The following is a 22,514-nucleotide window of genomic DNA, read 5'->3' on the forward strand; positions in this document are numbered from 1 at the left end:
GACGAGCCCGCTCCCCCGCACCACCGACCCCCGAGGATCCCCGCCATGACCACGCAAGCCCCGCAGTTCCCCGGTGCGCCCGTCGTCCGCCGAGAGGCCCGGGACAAGGTCACCGGCACCGCCCGCTACGCGGCCGACCGCGCACACGCCGGCTGTCTGTACGCCTGGACCGTTCCGGCCACGATCGCGGCCGGACGCGTCACCGCCGTACGGGCCGTCGACGCCCTCGCCGTGCCCGGCGTCCACTGCGTCCTCACCCACGACAACGCGCCCCGGCTCCAGGAGCCCGACGACCCGATCCTCGCCGTGCTCCAGGACGACCGGGTCCCGCACCACGGCATGCCGGTCGCCCTCGTGATCGCGGATTCCCCGGAGGCCGCCCGTACCGGAGCCGGGGAACTCCACATCGAGTACGAACGCGATCCGCACGACGTCACCCTCACCGAGGACCACCCCGGCCTCTACACGCCCGAGGAGGCCAACGGCGGGTTCCCCGCCGTCCGGAGCCGGGGCGACGTGGAACGCGCCCTGGCCGGCTCGCCCGTCCAGGTCGACGCGACGTACCGGATGGACGCGCTGCACAACCACCCCATGGAACCGCACGCCGCCACCGCCGTATGGGCCGAAGGGCACCTCACCGTCCACGACTCCAGCCAGGGATCCGACAAGGTGCGCGGCAGTCTCGCCCAGGCGTTCGGCCTTGACCCGGAACGGATCACCGTGGTCTCCGAGCACGTCGGCGGCGGCTTCGGTTCGAAGGGCACCACCCGCCCCCAGGGGGTCCTGGCCGCCATGGCCGCCCAGTACACCGGACACCCCGTCAAACTCGCCTTTCCCCGGGCCCAGCTCGCCGAGGTCGTCGGACACCGGGCCCCCACGATCCAGCGGGTCCGGCTCGGCGCGGACTTCGACGGCGTGCTCACCGCCGTCAGCCACGAGGTGGTCACCCAGACCTCCACGGTGAAGGAGTTCGTCGAGCAGGCCGCCGTGCCCGCCCGCGTCATGTACGCCTCGCCGAACAGCCGCACCGGGCACCGGGTGGTCGCCCTCGACGTGCCCAGCCCCTCCTGGATGCGCGCCCCGGGGGAGGCCTCGGGGATGTACGCCCTGGAGTCCGCCATGGACGAACTGGCCTCCGCGCTCGGCCTCGACCCCGTGGAACTGCGGCTGCGCAACGAACCCGCGACCGAACCGGACAGCGGCCGCCCCTTCAGCAGCCGCGGCCTCGCCGCCTGCCTGCGCGACGGCGCGGCGCGGTTCGGCTGGCACGACCGCGACCCCCGCCCCGCCGCCCGGCAGGAAGGCCGCTGGCTCATCGGTACGGGCGTGGCCTCCGCGACGTACCCCGTCCTCGTCTCCCGGTCCACCGCGAGCGCCCACGCCGCGCCGGACGGCTCCCTGACCATCCGGGTCAACGCCACCGACATCGGCACCGGGGCCCGCACCGTCCTGGCCCAGATCGCCGCCGACGCGCTCGGCACCGACCCCGCGGCCGTCCACGTCGGTATCGGCTCCACCGAACTGCCCACCGCCCCGCTGGCCGGCGGCTCCTCCGGCACCGCCTCCTGGGGCTGGGCCGTGCACAAGGCCGCCGCGGACCTCGCCGTCCGCCTCGCCGCACACTCCGGGCCGCTGCCCGCCGAGGGGATCACCACCACCGCCGACACCGAGCAGGAGACCGCCGAGGAGTCCCCGTACGCCCGGCACGCCTTCGGCGCCCACTTCGCCGAGACGGCCGTCGACGCCGTCACCGGCGAGGTGCGCGTCCGCAGGCTCCTCGGGGTGTACGCCGCCGGACGGATCCTCAACGCGCGCACCGCCCGCTCCCAGTTCACCGGCGGCATGGTGATGGGCATCGGCATGGCCCTCACCGAGGGCTGCGGCATCGACCCGGTCTTCGGCGACTTCACCGCCAAGGACCTCGCCTCCTACCACGTGCCCGTCTGCGCCGACACCGCCGACATCCAGGCCCACTGGATCGAGGAGGACGACCGCCACCTCAACCCCATGGGCAGCAAGGGCATCGGCGAGATCGGGATCGTCGGCACCGCCGCCGCCATCGGCAACGCGGTCCGCCACGCCACCGGCGCCCGGCTGCGCGAACTGCCCCTCACCCCGGACACCGTGCTGCCCTACCTGCTGTGACCGGGCACCCGCCCCCACCAGCACGGACGGCCCAGCTGTTGCGCGTCCGGCGTACCGGCCTCACCCTGAGGAGTGACCCAGAAGTGATAAGTGCTCACGCTTCGTGTTCGGGGGTCGTTCGTACGACGGGGTGAAGTACGACGGGGTGAAGCGCGTGGGCCTCGTGGTGAGGAGCCTCGACGATGACCGTTCCACTCGACCGGTGCTATGCGGTCGAACTGCAGGTGTCGGCAGAGCGCGTTTCCCAGCTGCGGCGGATCGTCGCCGCACACCTCCGTCACTGGAGTCTCGATCTGCACGTCCGGCCGGTCTGCCGGGCCCTGGACGAACTCCTGACCAACGTCCACCGGCATGTCGGCGACGGCAACACCTGCGTCCTCGAACTCCGCTGGACCGGACGGCACGTGACCGTGTCCGTCGCCGACAACAGCGCCCGGATGCCCCGGCTCCTGCCGGCCGGCGGCGGGCTGAGCCGGGTCATGGCCCTCAGCGACAGCTGGGGCACCTGCCGGACCACGGACGGCAAAGTGGTCTGGTTCACCCGCTACGCCGAGGCGCCGAAGGCCGCGGGACTCCTCCCGTACGCCCCACTGCCCGGCGTCCGCACCGCCCGCGACATCCCGGCGGCGCTCGTGTGACCGTCCCGAGCAGGGCGGCCCGCACCCCGGCCGACGCGGATCGTGCCCCCCGGGCACGCATGATCCGCGTCGGCCGGGTACGTGCGGGGGAGGGGAGGGCCGCGTTGCGCGGACCGGTGCGGCGCGGCACGGTCGGACTACCGATGCAAGGAGGCCACTGCCATGCCCATCGCGACGGTCAACCCCGCGAACGGCGAACTGATCAGGTCATTCGACGCCCTCGGCGAGGAGGAGACCGAACGCCGGATCACCGCCGCCGCGGAGACCTTCCGCCAGTACCGCACCACCCCCTTCCCCCAGCGCGCGGCCTGGCTGAACCGGGCCGCCGACCTCCTCGACGAGGACCGCGAGACCATCGCCCGCACGATGACCCTGGAGATGGGCAAGCCCGTCACCGCGGCCCGCGCCGAAGCCGCCAAGTGCGCGAAGGCGATGCGCTGGTACGCCGACCGTGCCGAAGGGCTCCTCGCCGACGAACATCCGGACCCCGCCGACGTGACGGACTCCGGCGCCTCCCGCGCGCTGGTCCGCTACCGCCCGCTCGGGGTGGTCCTCGCCGTGATGCCGTGGAACTTCCCGCTCTGGCAGGTGGTGCGCTTCGCCGCCCCCGCCCTGATGGCGGGCAACGTCGGGCTCCTCAAGCACGCCTCGAACGTCCCGCAGACCGCCCTCTACCTGGAGGACCTCTTCCACCGGGCCGGATTCCCGGCGGGCTGCTTCCGTACGCTGCTGATCGGCTCGGGCGCGGTCGAGGACGTCCTGCGCGACCCGCGGGTCGCCGCCGCCACGCTCACCGGCAGCGAACCGGCCGGGCGCTCGGTCGCCGCCACCGCCGGTGACGAGGTCAAGAAGACCGTGCTGGAACTCGGCGGCAGCGACCCCTACCTCGTCCTGCCCTCGGCGGACGTGGAGAAGGCCGCCGCCACCGCCGTCACCGCACGCGTCCAGAACAACGGCCAGTCCTGCATCGCCGCCAAGCGCTTCATCGTCCACGCCGACGTGTACGACGCGTTCGCCGAACGCTTCACCGCCGGCATGCGCGCCCTGACCGTCGGCGACCCGCTGGAGGAAGCCACCGACATCGGGCCGCTCTCCACCGAACAGGGCCGCACCGACCTGGAGGAACTCGTCGACGACGCCGTCGAACGCGGGGCGGAGGCGCTGTGCGGCGGCCGCCGCCCCGACAAGCTCGGCGGCGGCCTGGAGAACGGCTGGTTCTACGAGCCCACCGTGCTCGCCGGCATCACCACCGCCATGCGCATCCACCGCGAGGAGACCTTCGGCCCGGTCGCCACCCTCTACCGGGTGGCCGACCTCGACGAGGCGATCCACCTGGCCAACGACACCCCCTTCGGCCTCAGCTCCAACGTCTGGACCCGCGACCAGGGCGAACAGGAGCGCTGCGCCCGCGATCTGGAGGCCGGCGGCGTCTTCTTCAACGGCATGACCGCCTCGCACCCCGCCCTGCCCTTCGGCGGGATCAAGCGCTCCGGTTACGGCCGTGAGCTGGCCGGACACGGCATCCGCGAGTTCTGCAACGCCACCACGCTCTGGTACGGGCCCGAGGCTTCCTGAGGCGCCTGCCCATCGCCCGTGTGCCGTCACCCGACGAGGAGACCCGCTCCGTGAGCGACACCCGTACCCCCGCCGCCCTCACCGACGACGAACTCGCCGCGCTCGACGCGCACTGGCGCGCGGCCAACTACCTCGCCGTCGGCCAGATCTATCTGCTGGCCAACCCCCTCCCGACCCGGCCGCTCGTCCCCGAGGACATCAAGCCCCGGCTTCTCGGACACTGGGGCACCTCGCCGGGGCTCAACCTCGTCCACACCCACCTCAACCGGGTGATCAAGGCCCGGGACCTGAGCGCCCTGTGCGTCTGGGGGCCCGGCCACGGCGGACCCGCCGTCCTCGCCAACGCCTGGCTGGAGGGCAGCTACTCCGACACCTACCCCGACGTCGGGCGGGACGCCGAGGGCATGGGCGCGCTGTTCAAGCAGTTCTCGTTCCCGGGAGGCGTGCCCAGCCATGTCGCGCCCGAGACCCCCGGCTCCATCCACGAGGGCGGCGAACTCGGCTACGCCCTCAGCCACGCCTACGGGGCCGCCTTCGACCACCCGGATCTCCTCGTCGCCTGCGTGGTCGGCGACGGGGAGGCCGAGACGGGGCCGCTCGCCGCGTCCTGGCACGCCGACAAGTTCCTCGACCCGGTCCACGACGGGGCCGTCCTGCCCGTCCTCCACCTCAACGGCTACAAGATCGCCAACCCGACGGTCCTGGCCCGCGTCCCCGAGGAGGAACTGGACCAACTGCTGCGCGGCTACGGCCACGACCCGCTGTTCGTCGGCGGCGACGACCCGGCCGCCGTCCACCGGGCCCTGGCCGCGGCCATGGACACCGCACTCGACCGCATCGCCGCCCACCAGCGGGCGGCCCGCGAGGACGGCGTCACCGAACGCCCCCGCTGGCCCATGATCGTGCTGCGGACCCCCAAGGGCTGGACCGGGCCCGACGAGGTCGACGGGCTGCCCGTGGAGAACACCTGGCGCTCCCACCAGGTCCCGCTCTCCGGCGTCCGGGACAACCCCGAGCATCTGCGGCAGTTGGAGGACTGGCTGCGCTCCTACCGGCCCGCCGAACTCTTCGACAGCGACGGCCGCCCCACCGAACAGGTTCTCGCCTGTGTGCCCGAGGGGGAGGCCCGCCTCGGCTCCACCCCGTACGCCAACGGGGGGCTGCTCCTGCGCGCGCTGCCGCTGCCCGACCTCGCGGACCACGCCGTACGGGTCGACAAGCCCGGCACCTCCCTCCACGAGCCGACCAAGGTGCTCGGTGGCCTCCTGGAAAGCGTCATGGCCGCCACCGCCGACCGCAGGGACTTCCGGGTGGTCGGCCCCGACGAGACCGCGTCGAACCGGCTGGACGCCCTCTACCGGGCCACCGGCAAGGCCTGGCAGGCCGGGACCCTCGCCACGGACGAACACCTCGCCCACGACGGCCGGGTGATGGAGGTGCTCTCCGAACACCTCTGCCAGGGCTGGCTGGAGGGCTATCTCCTCACCGGGCGGCACGGACTCTTCTCCAGTTACGAGGCGTTCGCCCACATCGTCGACTCCATGGTCAACCAGCACATCAAGTGGCTGCGCACCTCGCGCCGGCTGCCCTGGCGGCGGCCCATCGCCTCGCTCAACTACCTGCTGACCTCGCACGTCTGGCGCCAGGACCACAACGGCTTCTCCCACCAGGACCCCGGCTTCGTCGACCACATCCTCAACAAGAGCCCCGAGGTCGTCCGCGTCTACCTCCCGCCCGACGCCAACACCCTGCTCTCGGTCGCCGACCACGCGCTGCGCAGCCGGGACTACGTCAACGTCGTCGTCGCCGGGAAGCAGCCGACCTTCGACTGGCTCACCCTGGACGAGGCCCGCGCCCACTGCGCGCGCGGGGCCGGGGTCTGGGAGTGGGCCGGGACCGAGGACGGCGGCCGGGAACCCGACGTGGTCCTCGGCTGCGCCGGGGACGTACCCACCCAGGAGATCCTGGCCGCCGCCGACCTGATCCGCCGCCACCTGCCGGAGCTGGCCGTGCGCGTGGTCAACGTCGTCGACATCGCCCGGCTGATGCCCGAGTCGGAGCACCCGCACGGCATGCCGGACTCCGAGTTCGACGCCCTGTTCACCCGCGACAAGCCGGTGATCTTCGCCTACCACGGCTATCCGTGGCTGATCCACCGGCTCGCCTACCGCCGCACCGGCCACGCCAACCTCCATGTGCGCGGCTACAAGGAGGAAGGCACCACGACCACACCGTTCGACATGGTCGTCCGCAACGACCTCGACCGCTACCGGCTGGTCATGGACGTCATCGACCGGGTCCCCGGCCTTGGCGTCCGCGCCGTCGCGGTTCGCCAGCAGATGGCGGACATCCGCAGCCGCCACCACGACTGGATCCGCGAGCACGGCAGGGATCTGCCGGAGGTCGTCGACTGGAAGTGGGGCGGCTGACCGGTCCGTTCACCGGGCCCGTGCGGCCCGGCCGATGCGGTGAGCGATCATGGACGGCGACCCTGCCCGGCCGGAGAGAGGCTGCCATGAAACTGCGCTGTGCCGTCATCGAGGACTTCCAGTCCGTGGCCACCACTGTCGTCGACTGGTCGCCCGTCACCGACGACGTCGAGATCGTGACGTTCACCGAGCACCTCGCGACCGTGGACGAGGCGGCCGCCGCCCTCGAAGGCTTCGACATCGTGGTCACCCTGCGCGAGCGGGTGCCCTTCCCGGCGGAGCTGTTCGCCCGGCTGCCCCGGCTGCGGCTGCTCGTCGCCTCCGGCATGCGCAACTCCGTCATCGACTTCGACGCCGCGCGGCGGCACGGCGTCGAAGTCTGCGGCACCGCCAGCTCCTCCACCCCGCCCGTCGAGCTCACCTGGGCCCTGCTGCTGGGCCTGGCGCGCGGCATCGTTCCCGAGGCGACGGCCCTGCGCACGGGCGGGCCCTGGCAGTCCACCCTCGGGGCCGATCTGCACGGGCGGACGCTCGGTCTGCTGGGGCTCGGGAAGATCGGCGCCCGGGTGGCGCAGGTGGGACTGGCCTTCGGGATGGACGTGGTCGCCTGGAGCCGGAACCTCACGAAGGAACGCACCGACGAGGCCGGGGTGACCCTGGCCGCCTCCAAGGAAGAGCTGCTGGCCGAGAGCGACTTCGTCTCCGTGCACCTGGCGCTCGGCGAGCGGACCCGGGGGCTGATCGGTGCGGCCGAACTCGCCCTGATGCGCCCGACCGCGTATCTGATCAACACCTCCCGGGCGGCCATCGTCGACACGGACGCCCTGCTCGCCGCCCTGCGCGACGGCGAGATCGCCGGGGCCGCCACCGACGTGTTCGACGTCGAGCCGCTGCCGGCCGGCGACCCGGTGCGGACGGCCCCGCGCCTGCTGGCCACACCGCACCTGGGCTATGTGTCACGCGCCAACTACGAGACGTACTACGGCCACGCGGTGGAGGACATCAGGGCGTTCCTCGACGGAGCGCCGGTCCGCCGTCTGAGCTGACGGCGGACCGACCCCGCCCGGGGGCCGTTCAGTAGCGCAGGGCCGCCGCGATCCGGCCGTGCTCCGCCAGCGAGTCGTCCTCGACGAACACGACGTCGGCGCCGCTGTCCAGCGCCGCTTCGACCAGTTCGTCCACGATGTCCTCGCGGACCGCGCCGTCCGCGCTCTGAGCCGTCCCCTCGGGCACCGGCTCCAGATGCTCGTCGGCCACCCGGACGGTCGCCTGGAAGTGTTCCTCGACCGCGACCAGACCCGCCCGGCCCTCCCGTACGGCGGCCCACACCTCGTCGAGCCCGCCGGCGAAGGCGTGGGCGCTGCGGGCGTTGTCGAGCCGGGTCTCCACCTCGGCCGCCGCCTGGTGCGCCCCCTCCTCCAGGGCGGGGCGCAGCTCCCGGAGGACCTCGGCGGGCGGCAGATCGGCCGGCGCCCCCTTGGCGACCCGGCCGACCGCGGACCGCGAGCTCTCCCCGACCTCGTCCAGCAGGGCGAGAGCGGGGGCCAGACCCATCAGGTACAGCGGACGCGGATCGTCGGCGAGCACCGCGCGCAGCTTCTCGTCGACATCGCGGAAGAAGTTCCGGGTCTCCTCGTCGGTGAACGTGCTCGGAGTGTCCCCGATCCGCTCCTCGCGCTGCGGGTTCGGCGGCTCCTTCGGCGCGGTCAGCGGGAAGCCGCCGGTCCGCTCCGGCCGGACGCCGTCGCCGGTCCCGATCCACAGCGTGGCGTGGTCGGCGGCGACGGTCAGCGCCCGGAACGGCCGTGTCTGCGCCTTGGCCGCGACGAGGTTGCGCGTGAGGAACGTGTCGCTGAGCACCACCCGTTCGGGTGCGGTGCGCGGCAGCTGCCAGATCCGGTAGTCGTCCGTGGTGACCAGGAGCACCAGGGAGTCCAGCGCCCCGCGCGGGTCCACCTCCTCCGCAGCCCGCTCCAACTGGGCCCGCAGGGCGGCCGCGACCTCGCGGCTGACCTCCGGATCGGCGTCCAGCCGGTGCCCGGCCTCCGTCACCAGGTTCCGCAGCCGGACCGGGTCCTGGGCGTTGTCCGGGGCCTTGCGGTGGGTCGGCATGGTCAGGGACAGCGCCGGATAGGGCCGGGTCGCCCGCAGCTCCCGCAACAGGTCGGCGGTCAGGGCGTCCGTATCCATCGTTCCCTCCCAGGGCTCGACCCGCTCCCGTATGAAGCGGATGCTTCGACGAGTCAATTCATACCTTTTGATCCTAATATGGGCGAGTTATTGCACGGAGGTGCGGGAGCGGGAGTGCAGGAGGGCGCGCGATGTCCACCCTCACGGTGTGGAAGTTCCGGACGGCCGACGGCGCGGAGAGCGTCGAGGAGGCCCTGAAAGCCCTTCAGAGGGAAGGGCTGATCAAGATCCTCGACGCGGCCGTGGTGAGCTGGCCCGCCGAGCGGGCCAAGCCGCGCACCAGACAGCTGAACAACCTCGTCGGCGCCGCAGCCCTCAGCGGCACCTTCTGGGGCATGCTCTTCGGGCTGATCTTCCTCATGCCGCTGCTGGGTGCGGCCATCGGAGCGGCCGCCGGGGCGCTGGGCGGGAAGCTCGCGGACGTCGGCATCGACGACGACTTCATCGCCGAGGTCAAGGAGAAGGTGACCCCCGGAACCTCGGCGCTGTTCCTGCTGACCATGAACGAGGTGCCCCAGCGGATCGGCGCGCGACTGCCCGGTGACGGCGCGGAACTCCTCCACAGCAATCTCGACACCGAGCGCGAGGCGAAGCTCCGCGACATCTTCGGCGATGACCCGGCCTGACCCCCGCGCACCCCCACACCTGGATTGGACCGTCCGTGAATGTGAATCCCCCCGCCCGCCGGGCCCGCGCCGCGCGCGCCCTGGCCCCCGTCGCGGTCGCGGCCCTGCTTTTCGCCGGTACGGCGGCCTGCGACTCCGACACCACCAGCGAAGGCATCGACCGGGGCGTCCACACCCTCACGCCCGAACCGGAGGAGTCGCCGAGCGAGTCCCCGAGCCCGCGCACCCAGGAGAGCTTCGCCGCCTCGGTGTCCGCCGAGTCCGAACGCGTACGGCAGGAGGCGACGAAACGCCTCGACGAGGTGGAGGGCCGGGGCAACGCCATCGCCGACGTCTCGGTCACCGGGCTGCCGCTCAGCGGCTCCGAGGAGGTCCGCAGCGCGCGGGTCCGGGTCACCAACCCCACCGACGAGGCCGCGTTCTACGCCGTGAAGGTGGAGTTCGTCGACGCCGAGGACAAGGTCCTGGACACCGTCGTCGTCGGCATCGAGGACGCGCCGCCGGACCGTACGGTCGACGCCCAGGCCAACAGCCGCAAGGCCGCCGGGGTGAAGACCTTCCCCCGGGTCGCTCAGACCGAGCGCGGCTGAGGGGGCGCGCGTCATGAGCGCCGCCGACGCGGTGACCGACTCGCTGGAGAACCTGCGCGCCCGGTTCATCGGCGTACGGGACGGGAAGCCGGCCGACTACATCCCCCAGCTGGCCCTCGCCGATCCGGACGCCTTCGGTCTCGCGCTGGTCAGCATGGACGGACACCGCTACAGTGCGGGCGAGGCCGACATCCCTTTCACCCTCCAGTCCGTCTCCAAACCGTTCATCTACGCCCTCGCGCTCTCCCTGCTCGGCCTCGACGAGGTGAGCCGCTGGGTGGGCCCCGAGCCGAGCGGCGAGGCGTTCAACGCCATCAGCCTCGAACCCGACACCGGGCGGCCCGCCAACGCCATGGTCAACGCCGGTGCGATCGTCACCACCGCCCTGATCCCCGACACCCCCGACGAGCCCGCCTTCGACCGGATCCTGAGCTGCCTCGGCCGGTTCGCCGGCCGGGAACTGGACGTCGACGAAGAGGTGTTCAGCTCCGAGTCGGTGACCGGAGACCGCAACCGGGCGCTGGCCTACCTGATCCGTTCCACCGGCACCATGCCCGTCGACCCGGTCCTCGCCGTCGACCGCTACTTCCGCCAGTGCGCCATCCGCGTCACCACCATCGACCTGGCCACGATGGCCGCGACGCTCGCCTACGGCGGCGTCAACCCGGTCACCGGCGAGCAGGTCGTCTCCGCCGAGGTCGCCGCCCGGGTCCTTGCCGTCATGGCGACCTGCGGCATGTACGACGGCTCCGGCGACTGGCTGCTGCGCGTCGGGCTGCCCGCCAAGAGCGGCGTGTCCGGCGGTCTCATCGCGGTGGGGCCCGCCCGCTTCGGGGTCGCCACGTACAGCCCGCCGCTGGACGCCACCGGCGGCTCGGTACGCGGCCATGCCGCGCTGGAGACGATGTCGCGGCGCTACGGGCTCCACCTCATGCTCAACCCCGCGCTGCCGGGCTCCACCGTCACCCTCGTCACGACCGCGGACGATCTGCCGTCGGCGCCCTTGGCCGAGCACGAACGGGCCCTCCACGAACAGGTCGGCGTCGTCGTCGCCCAGGGGTCCATCGACTTCACGGCCGCCGAACGCGTGCTGTACGCCCTGGACGAGTCGGGGCCGAACGGCGGCTCCGTGGTGCTCGACCTGCACGACGTCACCGCCGTCGACTCCGTGGCCCTGGCCATGCTGCACACCGGACTCGCGCGGCTCCTGTCCGACGGGCGGCGCGCGGCCGTCGTCGACCCGCGCGGTCTGCTGGGGCCGCCCGACGTCCTCAGGGAAGGGGCCGGCCAGGACCTGCCGCGCTACGCCACCCGTGAGGATGCCGTCGAAGGCTGCGCGCAGGCCCTGGCCGGGGAGGACTGAGCGGGGTCTACCAGATGGCGTCGACCCACTCGGGGTGGTCGATGAACGGGTTCCGGTTGTGCTGGAACCGCTCGAATATGACGTCGTTGCGGCGCTTCTCGAAGGTGTCGGGCGGGTCCTCCTGGCTCCACGCCTTCAGAACGGACAGTTTGCCCATCTTCGGCGCGGACCCGTTGTTCACCTGGTCGTTGGGTTCGAGGTCGGCGAAGGAGTCGTTGCCCTCGTAGCGCACGGCCATGTAGAGGATCATCCGGGCGACGTCGCCCTTGACCTGGTCGCGCGGCTCGAAGGAATCGCTGTCGGTGAAGTTGCCGGGCGCGGAGCCGAGTTCGCCGCCACCGTTGTCGAAGTCCTTGTTGCCGCGAATGGAGTTGACCTGGACGTCCGTGGGGCGCAGGTGGTGGACGTCGGTGCCCGGGCCCGTCGCCGTACCGAAGTCGCCGTGCGACTTGGCCCAGACGTGCTCCCGGTTCCACTGGCCCGAGTTGCCACCGTTGTCGTTCTTGGACTGGGAGCGCCCGGTGTACAGCAGGACGACGTTGGAGGAGTTGGCGGGATCCTCGTCGGTCGCCTTGAGGGCGTCCCACACCTGGCTGTAGGAGAGCTTGGTCTGGTCGCTGATGATCGTGTGCAGGGCGGCCTTGAGCTCGGCGCCGGTCTTGCCGAGGGCGTCCTGATAGTAGGTGTCGTCGAGGGCGGCGGCGGTGGTGTACCGGCCGGGGGAGGAGTCCGAGGGGGCCGCGGCGGCGGTGCCGGCGAGCACGGTGACGGTGGCCACCGCGGCCAGTAGTGGACGCGCGTAGAACGAGTGGCGACGGGACATGTGGGGTGTCCTCTCCGGAACGCGGGCGCCGCGGCGGGACCCTGGGTGGAGGCGCTCGCGCGGCGGCCGTTCGGTGGGTGGTCAGCCGGGAGCCTTCCACACGCACCGTGACCCAGGTGTGAACACTCCGCACATATCATGTGCAGGTCAAGAGTCGATCTGTCGTCGCCTCTCGCGGACGGCCGTCCGCGAGAGGCGACGGCTCGGTGCTATCCGGCCGCCCAGTCGCGCAGGGCCCGGGCCGAGGGGAAGTCGGCCACGTTCCTGTCGAGCGGATCGTCGGTGTACTGGTGGATGCGCCAGTCCGCCTCGATACGGGGCTTGCCCGCGGCGACGTAGTCGGCGATCCACAGCCCGTCGCCCGCGTAGCCCGTGGTGTCGTGGTTGAGCCAGAACGAACGGTTGCAGTACAGCAGGACCCGGTGACCGGGCCGCTCCTTCTTCACCGCGCGGATGAACCGGTCCTTCTCCGCGTCGCTCGCCCGCGTCCCGCCGCCGGTCTGTTCCCAGTCGACCGCGAGCAGATCGCCCGCCTTCTCGGGGGTCTTGCTGAGGAAGTAGTCGACCTGGTCCGCCATGTTCCCCGGCCAGAGGAAGTGGTAGAAGCCGACGACGCACTCGGCGTCCCTGGCCCGTTTCACCTGCGCGTCCAGACGTGGATTGACGTAGGAGCGGCCTTCGGTGGACTTGATGAGGACGAAGTCGAGACCGTCCGTGTCGTAGGAGGGCTGATAGGCGCTGACGTCGACACCGTGGAGCATGGGCACCCGCCTCGGGAATGTGGGGCAACGACCTCCGAGTCCTGCCCACTCCCCGGTCCCGCCATGGGCTGATTCACCCTCCCGGGTCACGGGGCGGCGCGCATCGGATGCGGCCGGGTCGCCGGAGGGTGAGAATTGCCGCAAGGACGAGGAGGCGGCATGAGCGAAGAGTCCGAATCCGTATCCGAGGCCCTGGCCGGGCCGGGGGGCGTCACGCCCGACCGGCTCCTGCACACGGGCGCGAGCGACCGGCCGAGCCCGGAGGACCTGGTGCTGGCCTCCGGGCGGGACCTGACTCCGGAAACCCTGGAGTGGGCCCGGCGCAAGCTGGCCGCCGAGGGGCGGTCGGCCATCGACAAACAACTGCCCTGACACCTCCCGGGCCCGCTGGGGCCCCGGCGGGCGGGTGCCCGGAGCCGTACCCCGCTCCGTACACCGAGGTGAACGCGGCCGAGGGGCCGGGGAGCGTGTGGGGCGCCCCCGGCCCCTCGGCTAGCCTGAGTCACCTATGAACCGCTTGACGATCCCCCAGGGCACGTTCGAACTCGCCCGCTTCCCCGAGCACCCGCGCGACCCCTTCCGGGCGTGGGACGCCGCCGACGCATACCTGCTCCAGCAGCTGACGGACCCCGAGACGGGGCCGGTCGACCTCTCGGGGACGGTCGCCGTCGTGGGGGACCGCTGGGGAGCCCTCGCCACCGCGCTGGCCGAGCACCGGCCCGTCCAGATCAGCGACTCCTACCTGGCCCGGCGTGCCACCCTCGCCAACCTGGCCCGCAACGGCATCGACCAGGACGCGGTACGGCTGCTGTCCTCGCGCGACACCCCGCCGGACCGGATCGACGTCCTCATCGTCCGGGTGCCCAAGTCCCTGGCGTTCCTGGAGGACCAGCTCCACCGGCTCGCCCCCGCCGTCCACGCCGGCACCGTGATCATCGGCACCGGCATGGTCAAGGAGATCCACACCTCCACGCTGAAGCTCTTCGAGCGGATCATCGGCCCGACCCGCACCTCCCTCGCCGTCCGCAAGGCGCGGCTGATCTTCTGCACCCCCGACCCCGAGCTGCCCCGTACGCCGAGCCCGTGGCCCTGCCGCTACGAGCTGCCCGCCGACGTGGGCCCGGTCTCGGGCCTGACCGCCGTCAACCACGCCGGGATCTTCTGCGCCGACCGCCTCGACATCGGCACCCGCTTCTTCCTGAAGCACCTGCCCACCCGCGGTGGGGCCGTCCGCGTCGTCGACCTGGGCTGCGGCAACGGCGTCCTCGGACTCTCCGCCGCCGTCGCCAACCCCCAGGCGCACGTCACCTTCGTCGACGAGTCCTACGGGGCGGTCGCCTCCGCCGAGGAGACCTTCCGGGCCGGAGCACCGGACGGCGCGAACGCCGACTTCCTGGTCGGCGACGGACTCGCCGACCTCGATCCGGGCAGCGTCGACCTGGTGCTGAACAACCCGCCGTTCCACTCCCACCTGGCGACCACCGACGCCACGGCCCGCGCGATGTTCACCGACGCGCGGACCGCCCTGCGGCAGGGCGGCGAGCTGTGGGTCGTCGGCAACCGGCACCTCTCGTACCACACCCACCTGCGCCGGATCTTCGGCAACTGCACCACGGTCGCCGGCGATCCGAAGTTCGTCGTCCTGCGCGCCGTCAAGCGCTGACGACGAACCCCGCGCCCCTGGCCCTTCCAGATTCTTGCAACAGGTTCTACTGTGTGCGCCGCCGCACACGGACGACGCCGACGCGAGACTCTGGAGGGGCCGTGCACCTCGAATACACGCCTGAGCAGCAGCGGTTGCGTACCGAACTGCGTACGTACTTCGCGGCCCTGGTGCCCGACAACGCCTACGCGCGCTACGCGGAGCCCGCCGCCCGGAAGCGCTTCTACCGCGACACGGTCCGCAGGCTCGGCGCCGACGGCTGGCTGGGGGTCGGCTGGCCGAAGGAGTACGGCGGCCGGGGGCTGACCCCGATGGAACAGTTCATCTTCTTCGACGAGGCCGCCCAGGCCGGCGTACCGCTGCCCTTGATGGCGCTGAACACCGTCGGCCCGACGATCATGCAGTACGGCACCGACGAGCAGAAGGCACACTTCCTCCCCGGAATCCTGGCGGGGGAGATCGACTTCGCGATCGGCTACAGCGAACCGGACGCGGGCACCGACCTCGCCGCCCTCAAGACCCGCGCGGTCCGCGAGGGCGACACCTACGTCGTCAACGGCCAGAAGATCTGGACCACCAACGGCGACACCGCCGACTGGGTCTGGCTCGCCGTGCGCACCGACCCCGACGCCCCGCCGCACAAGGGCATCACCATGCTCCTCGTCCCCACGAGCGACCCCGGCTACTCCTGCACCCTGATCAACACCCTCGCCTCGCACGACACGACCGCCAGCTACTACGAGGACATCCGGGTCCCCGTCTCGCGCCGCGTGGGCGAGGAGAACAAGGGCTGGCGGCTCATCACCAACCAGCTCAACCACGAACGCGTCACCCTCGCCGCCCACGGCACGATGGCGGTCCGCGCCCTGCACGACGTCCAGCGCTGGGCCGCCGACACCAAGCTCGCCGACGGCCGCCGGGTCATCGACCTCGGCTGGGTGCGCGCCCTGCTCGCCCGCACCCACGCCCGCCTCGACGCGATGAAACTCCTCAACTGGCAGATGGTCGCCGCCCTCCAGGACGGCACCCTCACCCCGCAGGACGCCTCGGCGGTCAAGGTCTACGGCTCCGAGGCCCGCCGGGACGCGTACGCCTGGCTGATGGAGATCGCCGGCTCCGCGGGCGCCCTGAAGGAGGGCTCGGCCGGCGCGGTGCTCCACGGCGAACTGGAACGCGGCTACCGCTCGGCCGTGATCTTCACCTTCGGCGGCGGCAACAACGAGATCCAGCGCGAGATCATCTCGTGGATCGGGCTGGGGATGCCGCGCGTCCGGCGGTGACGGCCCGTCACACGGCCTCGCCGGCACGGCGGGTTCAGCCTTCCGGCTCGTCGGGGCTCCAGACGTGGACGGCGTCACGGGACGGAGACAACGTCGACCAGAAACCGCCGCCCAGCGCGGTCGGCTCGCAGGAGACCGGTGAGGGGTAGTCGACCGCCACGAAGCCGTGTGCCTCCGTGGTGTCGACCAGCCAGTGCCGGTACTGCCCGCAGTCCTCGTCGCTCTCGGTGGTCGAGGCGATCAGGGTCGTCCCGTCGACGAAGCCGCCGGCCCAGTCCCAGAAGACGGGCATCTCGTCCTCGTCGGTTTCGGCGGGGGCCTCCGGGTGCCGGGGTATCGCCGCGTCGGCATTCCAGTCCAGCGCCCCCACGACGACGCCACGGGAGTCCCGTACGGCCAGGGAGTCCTGATCGTGCGAGACGGTCATGAGCAGGTCGCCCGACGGGCTCAGGCTCAGGAGGCAGAGATCGCCCTCCAGGCAGCCCACGGTCAGTCCCCTTCCGTCCCACCGGCCCCATCGCAGCGGCGCCCCGTCCTGGCCCTCGCCGATGCTCAGCCCCATCTGGCGGGGATCGGTCGGATGGGGCAGGTGGACGCTGCCGGCCGACGCGGCCTCGGCGTCGGCCCGCGCGAGCACGCGACCGTCCCCGGCGTCGATGACCAGCCACTCGTCCACCGTGTCAGGGCTCAGCTCACCTGCGGGCAACGGTCCGCGTACATGCGCCCAGACGAGGCTGCCGTCCGCCGAGAAGCCGACCGAACCGCTCTCGGGGTACCGATGGTCCCGCCGGTCCGCATAGGCGTCGTACCTGTCGTGGAACTCCTCGCAGCCGCCGTTCCAGCACCCGTGGCGTACCTCCCAGAGCGTCGCCCCCGACGGGGCCACCGCGCGCACGGCGTGGACCCCGGCGAAGACCGCCAGGGTCGCGTCCGGCGCCACCTCCGACGTGCCTCGGCGGCGCGGCCACGGCGCGGGGAACCGGACGCACGCCCCGGCGCGGGGAGCGAAGGTGTCGTCCAGGGGCTGGGCCACGATCTCGTCGTCGCTCCGCTGGACGAGCAGCCTGCGCCCCGGCGGCCCCGTGATCTCGGGGGGACCGGCCTGGGACGGGGGCAGGAGGGCGGGAACGGTGGTACGGAGCCGAGCGTGGACGGACAAGCGAATCTCCCTGAGCAGGCGAACTCGGGGAAGAGTACGACGGGCTTCCGCGCTGCGCCCGCCCCCCGTCCTGGTTAGCGTGAGCCGAGAGGGGGCCGTACGTCGACAGTGAAGGAGCCCCGCGATGCCTTCAGCACCGCATCCGGCCGGCGGCGACCTGGGCCGGCGCATCGTGGCACGCCGTATGCAGCTCGGTCTGTCCCGGCAGGACGTAGCACTGCGGGCGGGCGCAGCGCCCGGCTACATCGAGTACGTGGAGGAGCAGTCCGCCACCCCGGGTGTCGGCTTCCTGCTCCGGCTGGCCGACGCGCTGGAGACCACGGTGCAGGAGCTGACGGGGGGAGCGGTCGATCTGCCGCGCGGCGCGGGCCGGGGCGCCCGACGCGCCCGAATGGCTGAACTCGACGAAGAGATGTGCTGGACGCTGCTGGGCGACCACGGGGTGGGGCGGGTGGCCCTGGCCCTCGCGGACGGGCCGGTCGTCCTGCCGGTGAACTACCAGGTGAGCGACGGCGAGGTGGTGTTCAGCACGGCGGAGGACTCTCCGCTGGCCACCGCCGACGACACCGAGATCGCCTTCGAGGCCGACCACATCGACGACGCCTTCAGCAAGGGCTGGAGCGTCCTGCTCGTGGGAACCGTGCACGCCGTCACCGACGAGGAGGCCGCGCGGCAGCACAGGGAGGCTGCGTACTCGACCCCGTGGGCCGGTCCCGAGCGCGAACACGTCATGGTGCTCGCGCCCCGGCGGATCACCGGGCGCAAGATCGTCGTCCCGGACGCCCCGGGCGAGGCCGGCTGAAGGCGCGGGGCACCTTCGATCCGCGGGGCCCCCGGCGTCACTCGCTCGCTCCCCCCCCACGTCCGGGCGGACACCATCCAGCCGGTCCGTGAGGGGGGCGACCTGCTGGCCGAAGCGGCGGACGCGGTCGGCCGACACCACCCCGGCCTGTTCTTCACGGCCTTCTCCGACAGACCGAGCCTCCGGGCCGTCGCACGAGGTGAGGATCAGGCAAGCCAGCTCGGGCATCCGGGAGCGCGACTCCCGGCACACGGTGCTGCCGTCCCGTCGGCCGGCCTGATGCCCGGCACCGTCCCGTCCGGCTCCAGCGCCGGACCACGGGCCAGTGCCTGGGCGGCCGTCGACGCCTCGCCCTACTGCGCTCCCCGGCGTCGGCGCCGGTCTCCCGACCGCCCTCGCGGCCCTTGTCCCAGGAGCGCCGGGGCGCGCAGGCGGTGGACCGCCGGGGAACCGGTAACCGCCCCGCCGCGTACACACTCCGCGGACCGGCAGCCATACTGGACGAGCCGGGGAGGGCGACAGCACCAGCAGTCGGGAACACGGGGAACAGGGAACAACGGGGGCGGGAAACGGCAGATGGCGGACACCAGGCTGATCCAGAGCCGCTACCGGCTGCTCGAACTGATCGGACGCGGCGGTATGGGCGAGGTGTGGCGCGCCCTCGACGAGTCGCTGGGCCGTCAGGTCGCCGTGAAATGCCTCAAGCCCATGGGGCCCCAGCACGACCAGGCGTTCACCCGTGTCCTGCGCGAACGCTTCCGGCGCGAGGCCCGGGTGGCCGCCTCCCTCCAGCACCGGGGCGTCACCGTCGTCCACGACTTCGGTGAGTACGAGGGCGTGCTCTACCTCGTCATGGAACTGCTCGACGGGCAGAACCTGAGCCAGCTGCTGGAGGAGAACGAGCAGCATCCGCTGCCGGTCGAGCATGTCGTCGACATCGCGGAACAGGTCGCCGACGCCCTCGGGTACACCCACCGGCAGGGCATCGTCCACCGCGACCTCAAGCCCGCCAACATCATGCGGCTGACCGACGGCACGGTGAAGATCTGCGACTTCGGCATAGCGCGCCTCGGCCACGACATCAGCATGACCTCACGGCTCACCACCACCGGCCTCGCCATGGGCACCCCGCACTACATGTCGCCGGAGCAGATCAGCGGCGAGGAGGTCGACCACCGCAGCGACCTCTACTCGCTGGGCTGCGTCCTGTACGAAATCGCCACCGGTGTACCGCCGTTCGACCAGGAGGACGCCTGGGCCGTGCTCGTCGGACACCGCGACACCCCGCCGGAGCCGCTGCGCACCCACCGCGCCGAACTGCCCGGCTTTTTCGACCGCGTGGTCCTCGACCTGCTCGCCAAGGCCCCGGAGGAGCGGCCCGTGGACGCGGGCGACCTGCGCCGCCGCATCGTCCTCGGCCGGACCGGCGAACAGCCCGCGCTCGGACCGGGCCCCCTCGCGTACTCCGCCGCCGGGCTGCCGCCGGCCCCGCGCGAAAGTGCGCTGCCCGCCTGGACCCGGTCGATGACCGCCGGTCACCGGGCGACCGGGGCGATCGGCCCGCACCCCGAACGGCCCGACCCGGCCGCCGGTCTGACAGGGCAGTGGACCACCGCGCGGGCCACCGCCCCGCACACCGGCTCCTTCGTCTCCGTCTCGGCCGGGCCACCCGCCCCGGACCTCCTCGCCGGTCTCGAGGGCCGCCACAGCGCGGGCATCGACCTCGGCCGCCTGGGCCGCTGGGAGGAGGCGGGGGAGGTGCACCGCGAGGTCGCCGCCCAGCGCGGTCGCGTCCTCGGCCCGGACCACCTCGACACCCTCGCCAGCCACTACGAGATCGGCCTCACCCTCAGCCGTACGGGCCGGGCGGAGGAGGCGCTGCGCGAGTTCACCCGGGTGGCCGACGGCCGCGAACGCGCTTTGGGCACCGAGCATCCGCAGACGCTCGCCGCCCGCCAGGCGACCGCCCACGCCCTGGGCCGCCTCGGCCGGCACGCCGAGGCCCATCAGCTGTACGAGAGGGTCCTCGCCGTCCGCGAACGCGTCATGGGCCCCGACCACCCCGACACCCTGCGCTGCCGTCACAACCTGGCCTTCACCCTCTGCCGGCTGGGCCGTCCCGAGGAATCCTGGCGGCTGACCCGGGAGGTCGCCGACGCCCGCGCCCGCGTGCTCGGCCCGACGCACCCCGACACCCTCGCCACCCGCTACGAAGTGGCGTACACCCTGGGCAGGCTGGGCCGCTGGACGGAGGCCCTGGCCACCTACCAGGACGTCGCCCGGGCCCGCACCGACGTCCTCGGCGCCGACCACCCCGACACCTTCGCCGCCCGCTACGAGGCCGGCATCAGCCTCGGTCGGCTCGGCCGCGACACGGAGGCCCTGGAGCTGTACCGCTCCCTGGTCGCCGACCGCACCCGGACCGCAGGAGCGGCCGACCCCGAGACACTGCGCGCCCGCCACGGCCTCGGGGTCAACCTGGGGCGGCTGGGCCGCTGGGAGGAGGCGCTCGCGGAGGCGCGCGACGTCTGCGCACTCCGGGAACGCGCCCTGGGCCCCGACCACCCCGACACGGTCATCAGCCGCCGGGAGGTCGCCGCCGGGCTCGGCTGGCTCGGCCGGTGGAGCGAGGCCCTCGTGGCGTACCGCCAGGTCGCCGAGGCGCGCACCCGGACCCTGGGCGCCGACCACCCCCAGACGCTCGCGGCCCGCGACGACGAGGCGCACTGCCTGGAGCGGCTCGCCCAGGCTTAGACCGTGTCCGGAGCCGTCCACCGCCGCCTCTGGTGCGGCCGGCGGGCGGCGTGTTACGAAGGTGCATGCCCGCACCTCAGAGCCCCGCACTCCGAACATCCGCAGGTCAGCCCGGACCCCAGCAGGCCTCCGGGCCCGGCGCGCCGGCCCGGGACCGCTACGACGCCGTGATCGTCGGCGGGGGCCACAACGGCCTGGTCGCCGCCGCCTACCTCGCGCGCGCCGGACAGTCCGTCCTCGTCCTGGAACGGCTCGGCACCACCGGGGGAGCGGCGATCTCGACCCGCCCCTTCGCCGGGGTCGATGCCCGGCTCTCGCGCTACTCGTACCTGGTCTCCCTGCTGCCCGACAAGATCGTCCGCGACCTCGGCCTCGACTTCGCGGTGCGCAAGCGGACCGTGTCCTCCTACACCCCCGCCGTGCGCGACGGCCGCCCCACCGGGCTGCTCGTCGCGGGCGAGGGCACCCGGGAGTCGTTCGCCGCGCTCACCGGCGGCGAACGCGAGTACGCGGCCTGGCAGCGCTTCTACGGGATGACGCAACGGGTCGCCGAGCGCGTCTTCCCCACGCTGACCGAACCGCTGCCCGGCCGCGACGCGCTGCGCGAGCGGATCGACGACGCGGACGCCTGGCGGATGCTCTTCGAGGAACCGCTCGGCGTGGCCGTCGAGGAGAGCTTCACCGACGACCTGGTGCGCGGCGTCGTCCTCACCGACGCCCTGATCGGCACCTTCGCCGACGCCCATGACGCCTCGCTCCTCCAGAACAGGTGCTTCCTCTACCACGTGATCGGCGGCGGGACCGGCGACTGGGACGTCCCCGTCGGCGGCATGGGCGCACTCACCGACGCCCTGGCCGGGGCCGCCCGGGCGGCGGGCGCCGAGATCCGCGTGCGGCACGAGGCGACCCGAATCGAGACCGACGGGAACGCCGCCGAGGTCACCGTCCGCACCCCGGACGGCGAGCACGTCGTCGCCGCGGGCCGCGTCCTCGTCAACGCCTCCCCGCAGGCCCTCGCCGGCCTGCTCGGCGACGCCCCGCTCCCGCCGGCCGAGGGCGCCCAGCTCAAGGTGAACATGCTGCTCACCCGGTTGCCGCGGCTCCGCGACCGGTCCGTCGACCCCCGCCGGGCCTTCGCGGGCACGTTCCACATCGCCGAGGGGTACGGGCAGCTCGCCGACGCCTACCGGGACGCGGCGGCCGGCCGGCTGCCCACCGCCCCGCCCTCCGAGATCTACTGCCACTCGCTGACCGATCCCACGATCCTCGGCCCCGAACTCGCCGCGCGCGGCTACCAGACCCTCACCCTCTTCGGCCTGCACGCCCCGGCCCGGCTGTTCGCCGCCGACAACGACGCCGCCCGCGCCGCCCTCCTCAAGGCGACCCTCGCCGAACTGGACGCACACCTGGCGGAGCCGATCACCGACTGCCTCGCCCTCGACGCCGACGGCGAACCGTGCATCGAGGCCAAGACCCCGCTCGACCTGGAGCGCGATCTGCGGCTGCCCGGCGGCCACATCTTCCACCGCGACCTCTCCTTCCCGTACGCGGACGAGGGCACCGGGCGCTGGGGAGTGGAGACCGCGCACGCCAATGTGCTGCTCTGCGGGGCGGGCGCGGTGCGCGGCGGCGGGGTCAGCGGGGTCCCCGGCCACAACGCGGCGATGGCCGCCCTCGGGGAGTGAAGGGCACCCCCCCAGGCCCTGTCGCCACCCT

Annotated in this window: 18 protein-coding genes and 1 pseudogene; 14 read left to right on the plus strand and 5 right to left on the minus strand. The window is 72.8% G+C overall.

Features of this window, described 5'->3' with window-relative positions:
- Nucleotides 1–45 precede the first annotated feature (45 nt).
- The 5 genes from IE145_RS07730 to IE145_RS07750 all read left to right on the plus strand — a co-directional run bounded on the left by IE145_RS07730 (nt 46) and on the right by IE145_RS07750 (nt 7,833).
- Nucleotides 46–2,145 (plus strand): xanthine dehydrogenase family protein molybdopterin-binding subunit, encoded by a 2,100-nt coding sequence (locus IE145_RS07730; RefSeq protein WP_189520133.1) that lies wholly within the window; start codon nt 46–48, stop codon nt 2,143–2,145.
- 182 nt (nt 2,146–2,327) lie between these two features.
- The gene (locus tag IE145_RS07735) at nt 2,328–2,783 is read left to right on the plus strand and encodes an ATP-binding protein (protein WP_189520134.1); all 456 of its coding nucleotides are present in this window, start codon (nt 2,328–2,330) and stop codon (nt 2,781–2,783) included.
- 162 nt (nt 2,784–2,945) lie between these two features.
- Nucleotides 2,946–4,358, plus strand: coding sequence for an NADP-dependent succinic semialdehyde dehydrogenase (locus IE145_RS07740; protein ID WP_189520135.1), 1,413 nt, complete (start codon nt 2,946–2,948; stop codon nt 4,356–4,358).
- A 50-nt stretch (nt 4,359–4,408) separates the two neighbouring features.
- Nucleotides 4,409–6,787 (plus strand): phosphoketolase family protein, encoded by a 2,379-nt coding sequence (locus IE145_RS07745; RefSeq protein ID WP_189520136.1) that lies wholly within the window; start codon nt 4,409–4,411, stop codon nt 6,785–6,787.
- An 86-nt stretch (nt 6,788–6,873) separates the two neighbouring features.
- Nucleotides 6,874–7,833 (plus strand): D-2-hydroxyacid dehydrogenase family protein, encoded by a 960-nt coding sequence (locus IE145_RS07750; protein WP_189520137.1) that lies wholly within the window; start codon nt 6,874–6,876, stop codon nt 7,831–7,833.
- Nucleotides 7,834–7,861: 28 nt separating this feature from the next.
- Here the strand turns inward: IE145_RS07750 and IE145_RS07755 are convergent, their stop codons facing one another.
- Entirely contained in the window at nt 7,862–8,977 is a 1,116-nt protein-coding gene (locus tag IE145_RS07755; RefSeq protein ID WP_189520138.1) for a baeRF3 domain-containing protein, read from the minus strand.
- Between the two features lie 131 nt (nt 8,978–9,108).
- On the opposite strand from IE145_RS07755, the gene IE145_RS07760 reads away from it, so the two are divergent.
- From IE145_RS07760 to glsA, 3 genes are read left to right on the plus strand one after another with little or no spacing between them, the layout of a single operon-like run.
- Entirely contained in the window at nt 9,109–9,603 is a 495-nt protein-coding gene (locus IE145_RS07760) for a DUF1269 domain-containing protein (protein ID WP_189520139.1), read from the plus strand.
- Between the two features lie 35 nt (nt 9,604–9,638).
- Nucleotides 9,639–10,193, plus strand: coding sequence for a hypothetical protein (locus tag IE145_RS07765; RefSeq protein ID WP_189520140.1), 555 nt, complete (start codon nt 9,639–9,641; stop codon nt 10,191–10,193).
- Nucleotides 10,194–10,206: 13 nt separating this feature from the next.
- The gene (gene glsA / locus IE145_RS07770) at nt 10,207–11,556 is read left to right on the plus strand and encodes a glutaminase A (protein ID WP_189520141.1); all 1,350 of its coding nucleotides are present in this window, start codon (nt 10,207–10,209) and stop codon (nt 11,554–11,556) included.
- 7 nt (nt 11,557–11,563) lie between these two features.
- Here glsA and IE145_RS07775 read toward each other — a convergent pair whose 3' ends face one another.
- The gene (locus IE145_RS07775; RefSeq protein WP_189520142.1) at nt 11,564–12,379 is read right to left on the minus strand and encodes an endonuclease I family protein; all 816 of its coding nucleotides are present in this window, start codon (nt 12,377–12,379) and stop codon (nt 11,564–11,566) included.
- A gap of 209 nt (nt 12,380–12,588) precedes the next feature.
- Entirely contained in the window at nt 12,589–13,140 is a 552-nt protein-coding gene (locus IE145_RS07780; protein WP_189520143.1) for a GH25 family lysozyme, read from the minus strand.
- 159 nt (nt 13,141–13,299) lie between these two features.
- Between IE145_RS07780 and IE145_RS07785 the strand changes: the two genes are divergently transcribed.
- The 3 genes from IE145_RS07785 to IE145_RS07795 all read left to right on the plus strand — a co-directional run bounded on the left by IE145_RS07785 (nt 13,300) and on the right by IE145_RS07795 (nt 16,083).
- Nucleotides 13,300–13,512: a hypothetical protein gene (locus tag IE145_RS07785; protein WP_032788903.1), complete on the plus strand. Its 213-nt coding sequence runs from the start codon at nt 13,300–13,302 to the stop codon at nt 13,510–13,512.
- A 136-nt stretch (nt 13,513–13,648) separates the two neighbouring features.
- A complete protein-coding gene (locus IE145_RS07790) occupies nt 13,649–14,803 on the plus strand; it encodes a methyltransferase (RefSeq protein WP_189520144.1) in 1,155 nt (384 codons plus the stop codon).
- Between the two features lie 101 nt (nt 14,804–14,904).
- Nucleotides 14,905–16,083, plus strand: coding sequence for an acyl-CoA dehydrogenase family protein (locus tag IE145_RS07795; RefSeq protein WP_189520145.1), 1,179 nt, complete (start codon nt 14,905–14,907; stop codon nt 16,081–16,083).
- Nucleotides 16,084–16,117: 34 nt separating this feature from the next.
- On the opposite strand, the gene IE145_RS07800 is transcribed toward IE145_RS07795, so the two are convergent.
- Nucleotides 16,118–17,242, minus strand: coding sequence for a hypothetical protein (locus tag IE145_RS07800; protein ID WP_189520146.1), 1,125 nt, complete (start codon nt 17,240–17,242; stop codon nt 16,118–16,120).
- Between the two features lie 124 nt (nt 17,243–17,366).
- On the opposite strand from IE145_RS07800, the gene IE145_RS07805 reads away from it, so the two are divergent.
- Nucleotides 17,367–18,044 (plus strand): helix-turn-helix domain-containing protein, encoded by a 678-nt coding sequence (locus IE145_RS07805; protein WP_189520147.1) that lies wholly within the window; start codon nt 17,367–17,369, stop codon nt 18,042–18,044.
- A gap of 177 nt (nt 18,045–18,221) precedes the next feature.
- Here the strand turns inward: IE145_RS07805 and IE145_RS34095 are convergent.
- Nucleotides 18,222–18,397, minus strand: a pseudogene (locus tag IE145_RS34095) (response regulator); the annotation flags it as partial.
- 223 nt (nt 18,398–18,620) lie between these two features.
- On the opposite strand from IE145_RS34095, the gene IE145_RS07810 reads away from it, so the two are divergent.
- Both IE145_RS07810 and IE145_RS07815 read left to right on the plus strand, forming a co-directional pair.
- Nucleotides 18,621–20,798, plus strand: coding sequence for a serine/threonine-protein kinase (locus IE145_RS07810; protein WP_189520148.1), 2,178 nt, complete (start codon nt 18,621–18,623; stop codon nt 20,796–20,798).
- A gap of 65 nt (nt 20,799–20,863) precedes the next feature.
- A complete protein-coding gene (locus IE145_RS07815) occupies nt 20,864–22,483 on the plus strand; it encodes a phytoene desaturase family protein (RefSeq protein WP_229825404.1) in 1,620 nt (539 codons plus the stop codon).
- The last annotated feature ends 31 nt before the right edge of the window (nt 22,484–22,514 follow it).

This window comes from Streptomyces sindenensis (genome assembly GCF_014649035.1).
Lineage (GTDB): Bacteria > Actinomycetota > Actinomycetes > Streptomycetales > Streptomycetaceae > Streptomyces > Streptomyces sindenensis.

Coding starts and splice junctions, on each gene's coding strand:
- IE145_RS07815 (WP_229825404.1), top strand. CDS start 20,864: ATGCCCGCACCTCAGAGCCCCGCACTCCGAACATCCGCAGGTCAGCCC.
- IE145_RS07775 (WP_189520142.1), bottom strand. CDS start 12,379: ATGTCCCGTCGCCACTCGTTCTACGCGCGTCCACTACTGGCCGCGGTG.
- IE145_RS07755 (WP_189520138.1), bottom strand. CDS start 8,977: ATGGATACGGACGCCCTGACCGCCGACCTGTTGCGGGAGCTGCGGGCG.
- IE145_RS07810 (WP_189520148.1), top strand. CDS start 18,621: ATGGCGGACACCAGGCTGATCCAGAGCCGCTACCGGCTGCTCGAACTG.
- IE145_RS07730 (WP_189520133.1), top strand. CDS start 46: ATGACCACGCAAGCCCCGCAGTTCCCCGGTGCGCCCGTCGTCCGCCGA.
- IE145_RS07785 (WP_032788903.1), top strand. CDS start 13,300: ATGAGCGAAGAGTCCGAATCCGTATCCGAGGCCCTGGCCGGGCCGGGG.
- IE145_RS07740 (WP_189520135.1), top strand. CDS start 2,946: ATGCCCATCGCGACGGTCAACCCCGCGAACGGCGAACTGATCAGGTCA.
- IE145_RS07780 (WP_189520143.1), bottom strand. CDS start 13,140: ATGCTCCACGGTGTCGACGTCAGCGCCTATCAGCCCTCCTACGACACG.
- glsA (WP_189520141.1), top strand. CDS start 10,207: ATGAGCGCCGCCGACGCGGTGACCGACTCGCTGGAGAACCTGCGCGCC.
- IE145_RS07805 (WP_189520147.1), top strand. CDS start 17,367: ATGCCTTCAGCACCGCATCCGGCCGGCGGCGACCTGGGCCGGCGCATC.
- IE145_RS07735 (WP_189520134.1), top strand. CDS start 2,328: ATGACCGTTCCACTCGACCGGTGCTATGCGGTCGAACTGCAGGTGTCG.
- IE145_RS07750 (WP_189520137.1), top strand. CDS start 6,874: ATGAAACTGCGCTGTGCCGTCATCGAGGACTTCCAGTCCGTGGCCACC.
- IE145_RS07790 (WP_189520144.1), top strand. CDS start 13,649: ATGAACCGCTTGACGATCCCCCAGGGCACGTTCGAACTCGCCCGCTTC.
- IE145_RS07760 (WP_189520139.1), top strand. CDS start 9,109: ATGTCCACCCTCACGGTGTGGAAGTTCCGGACGGCCGACGGCGCGGAG.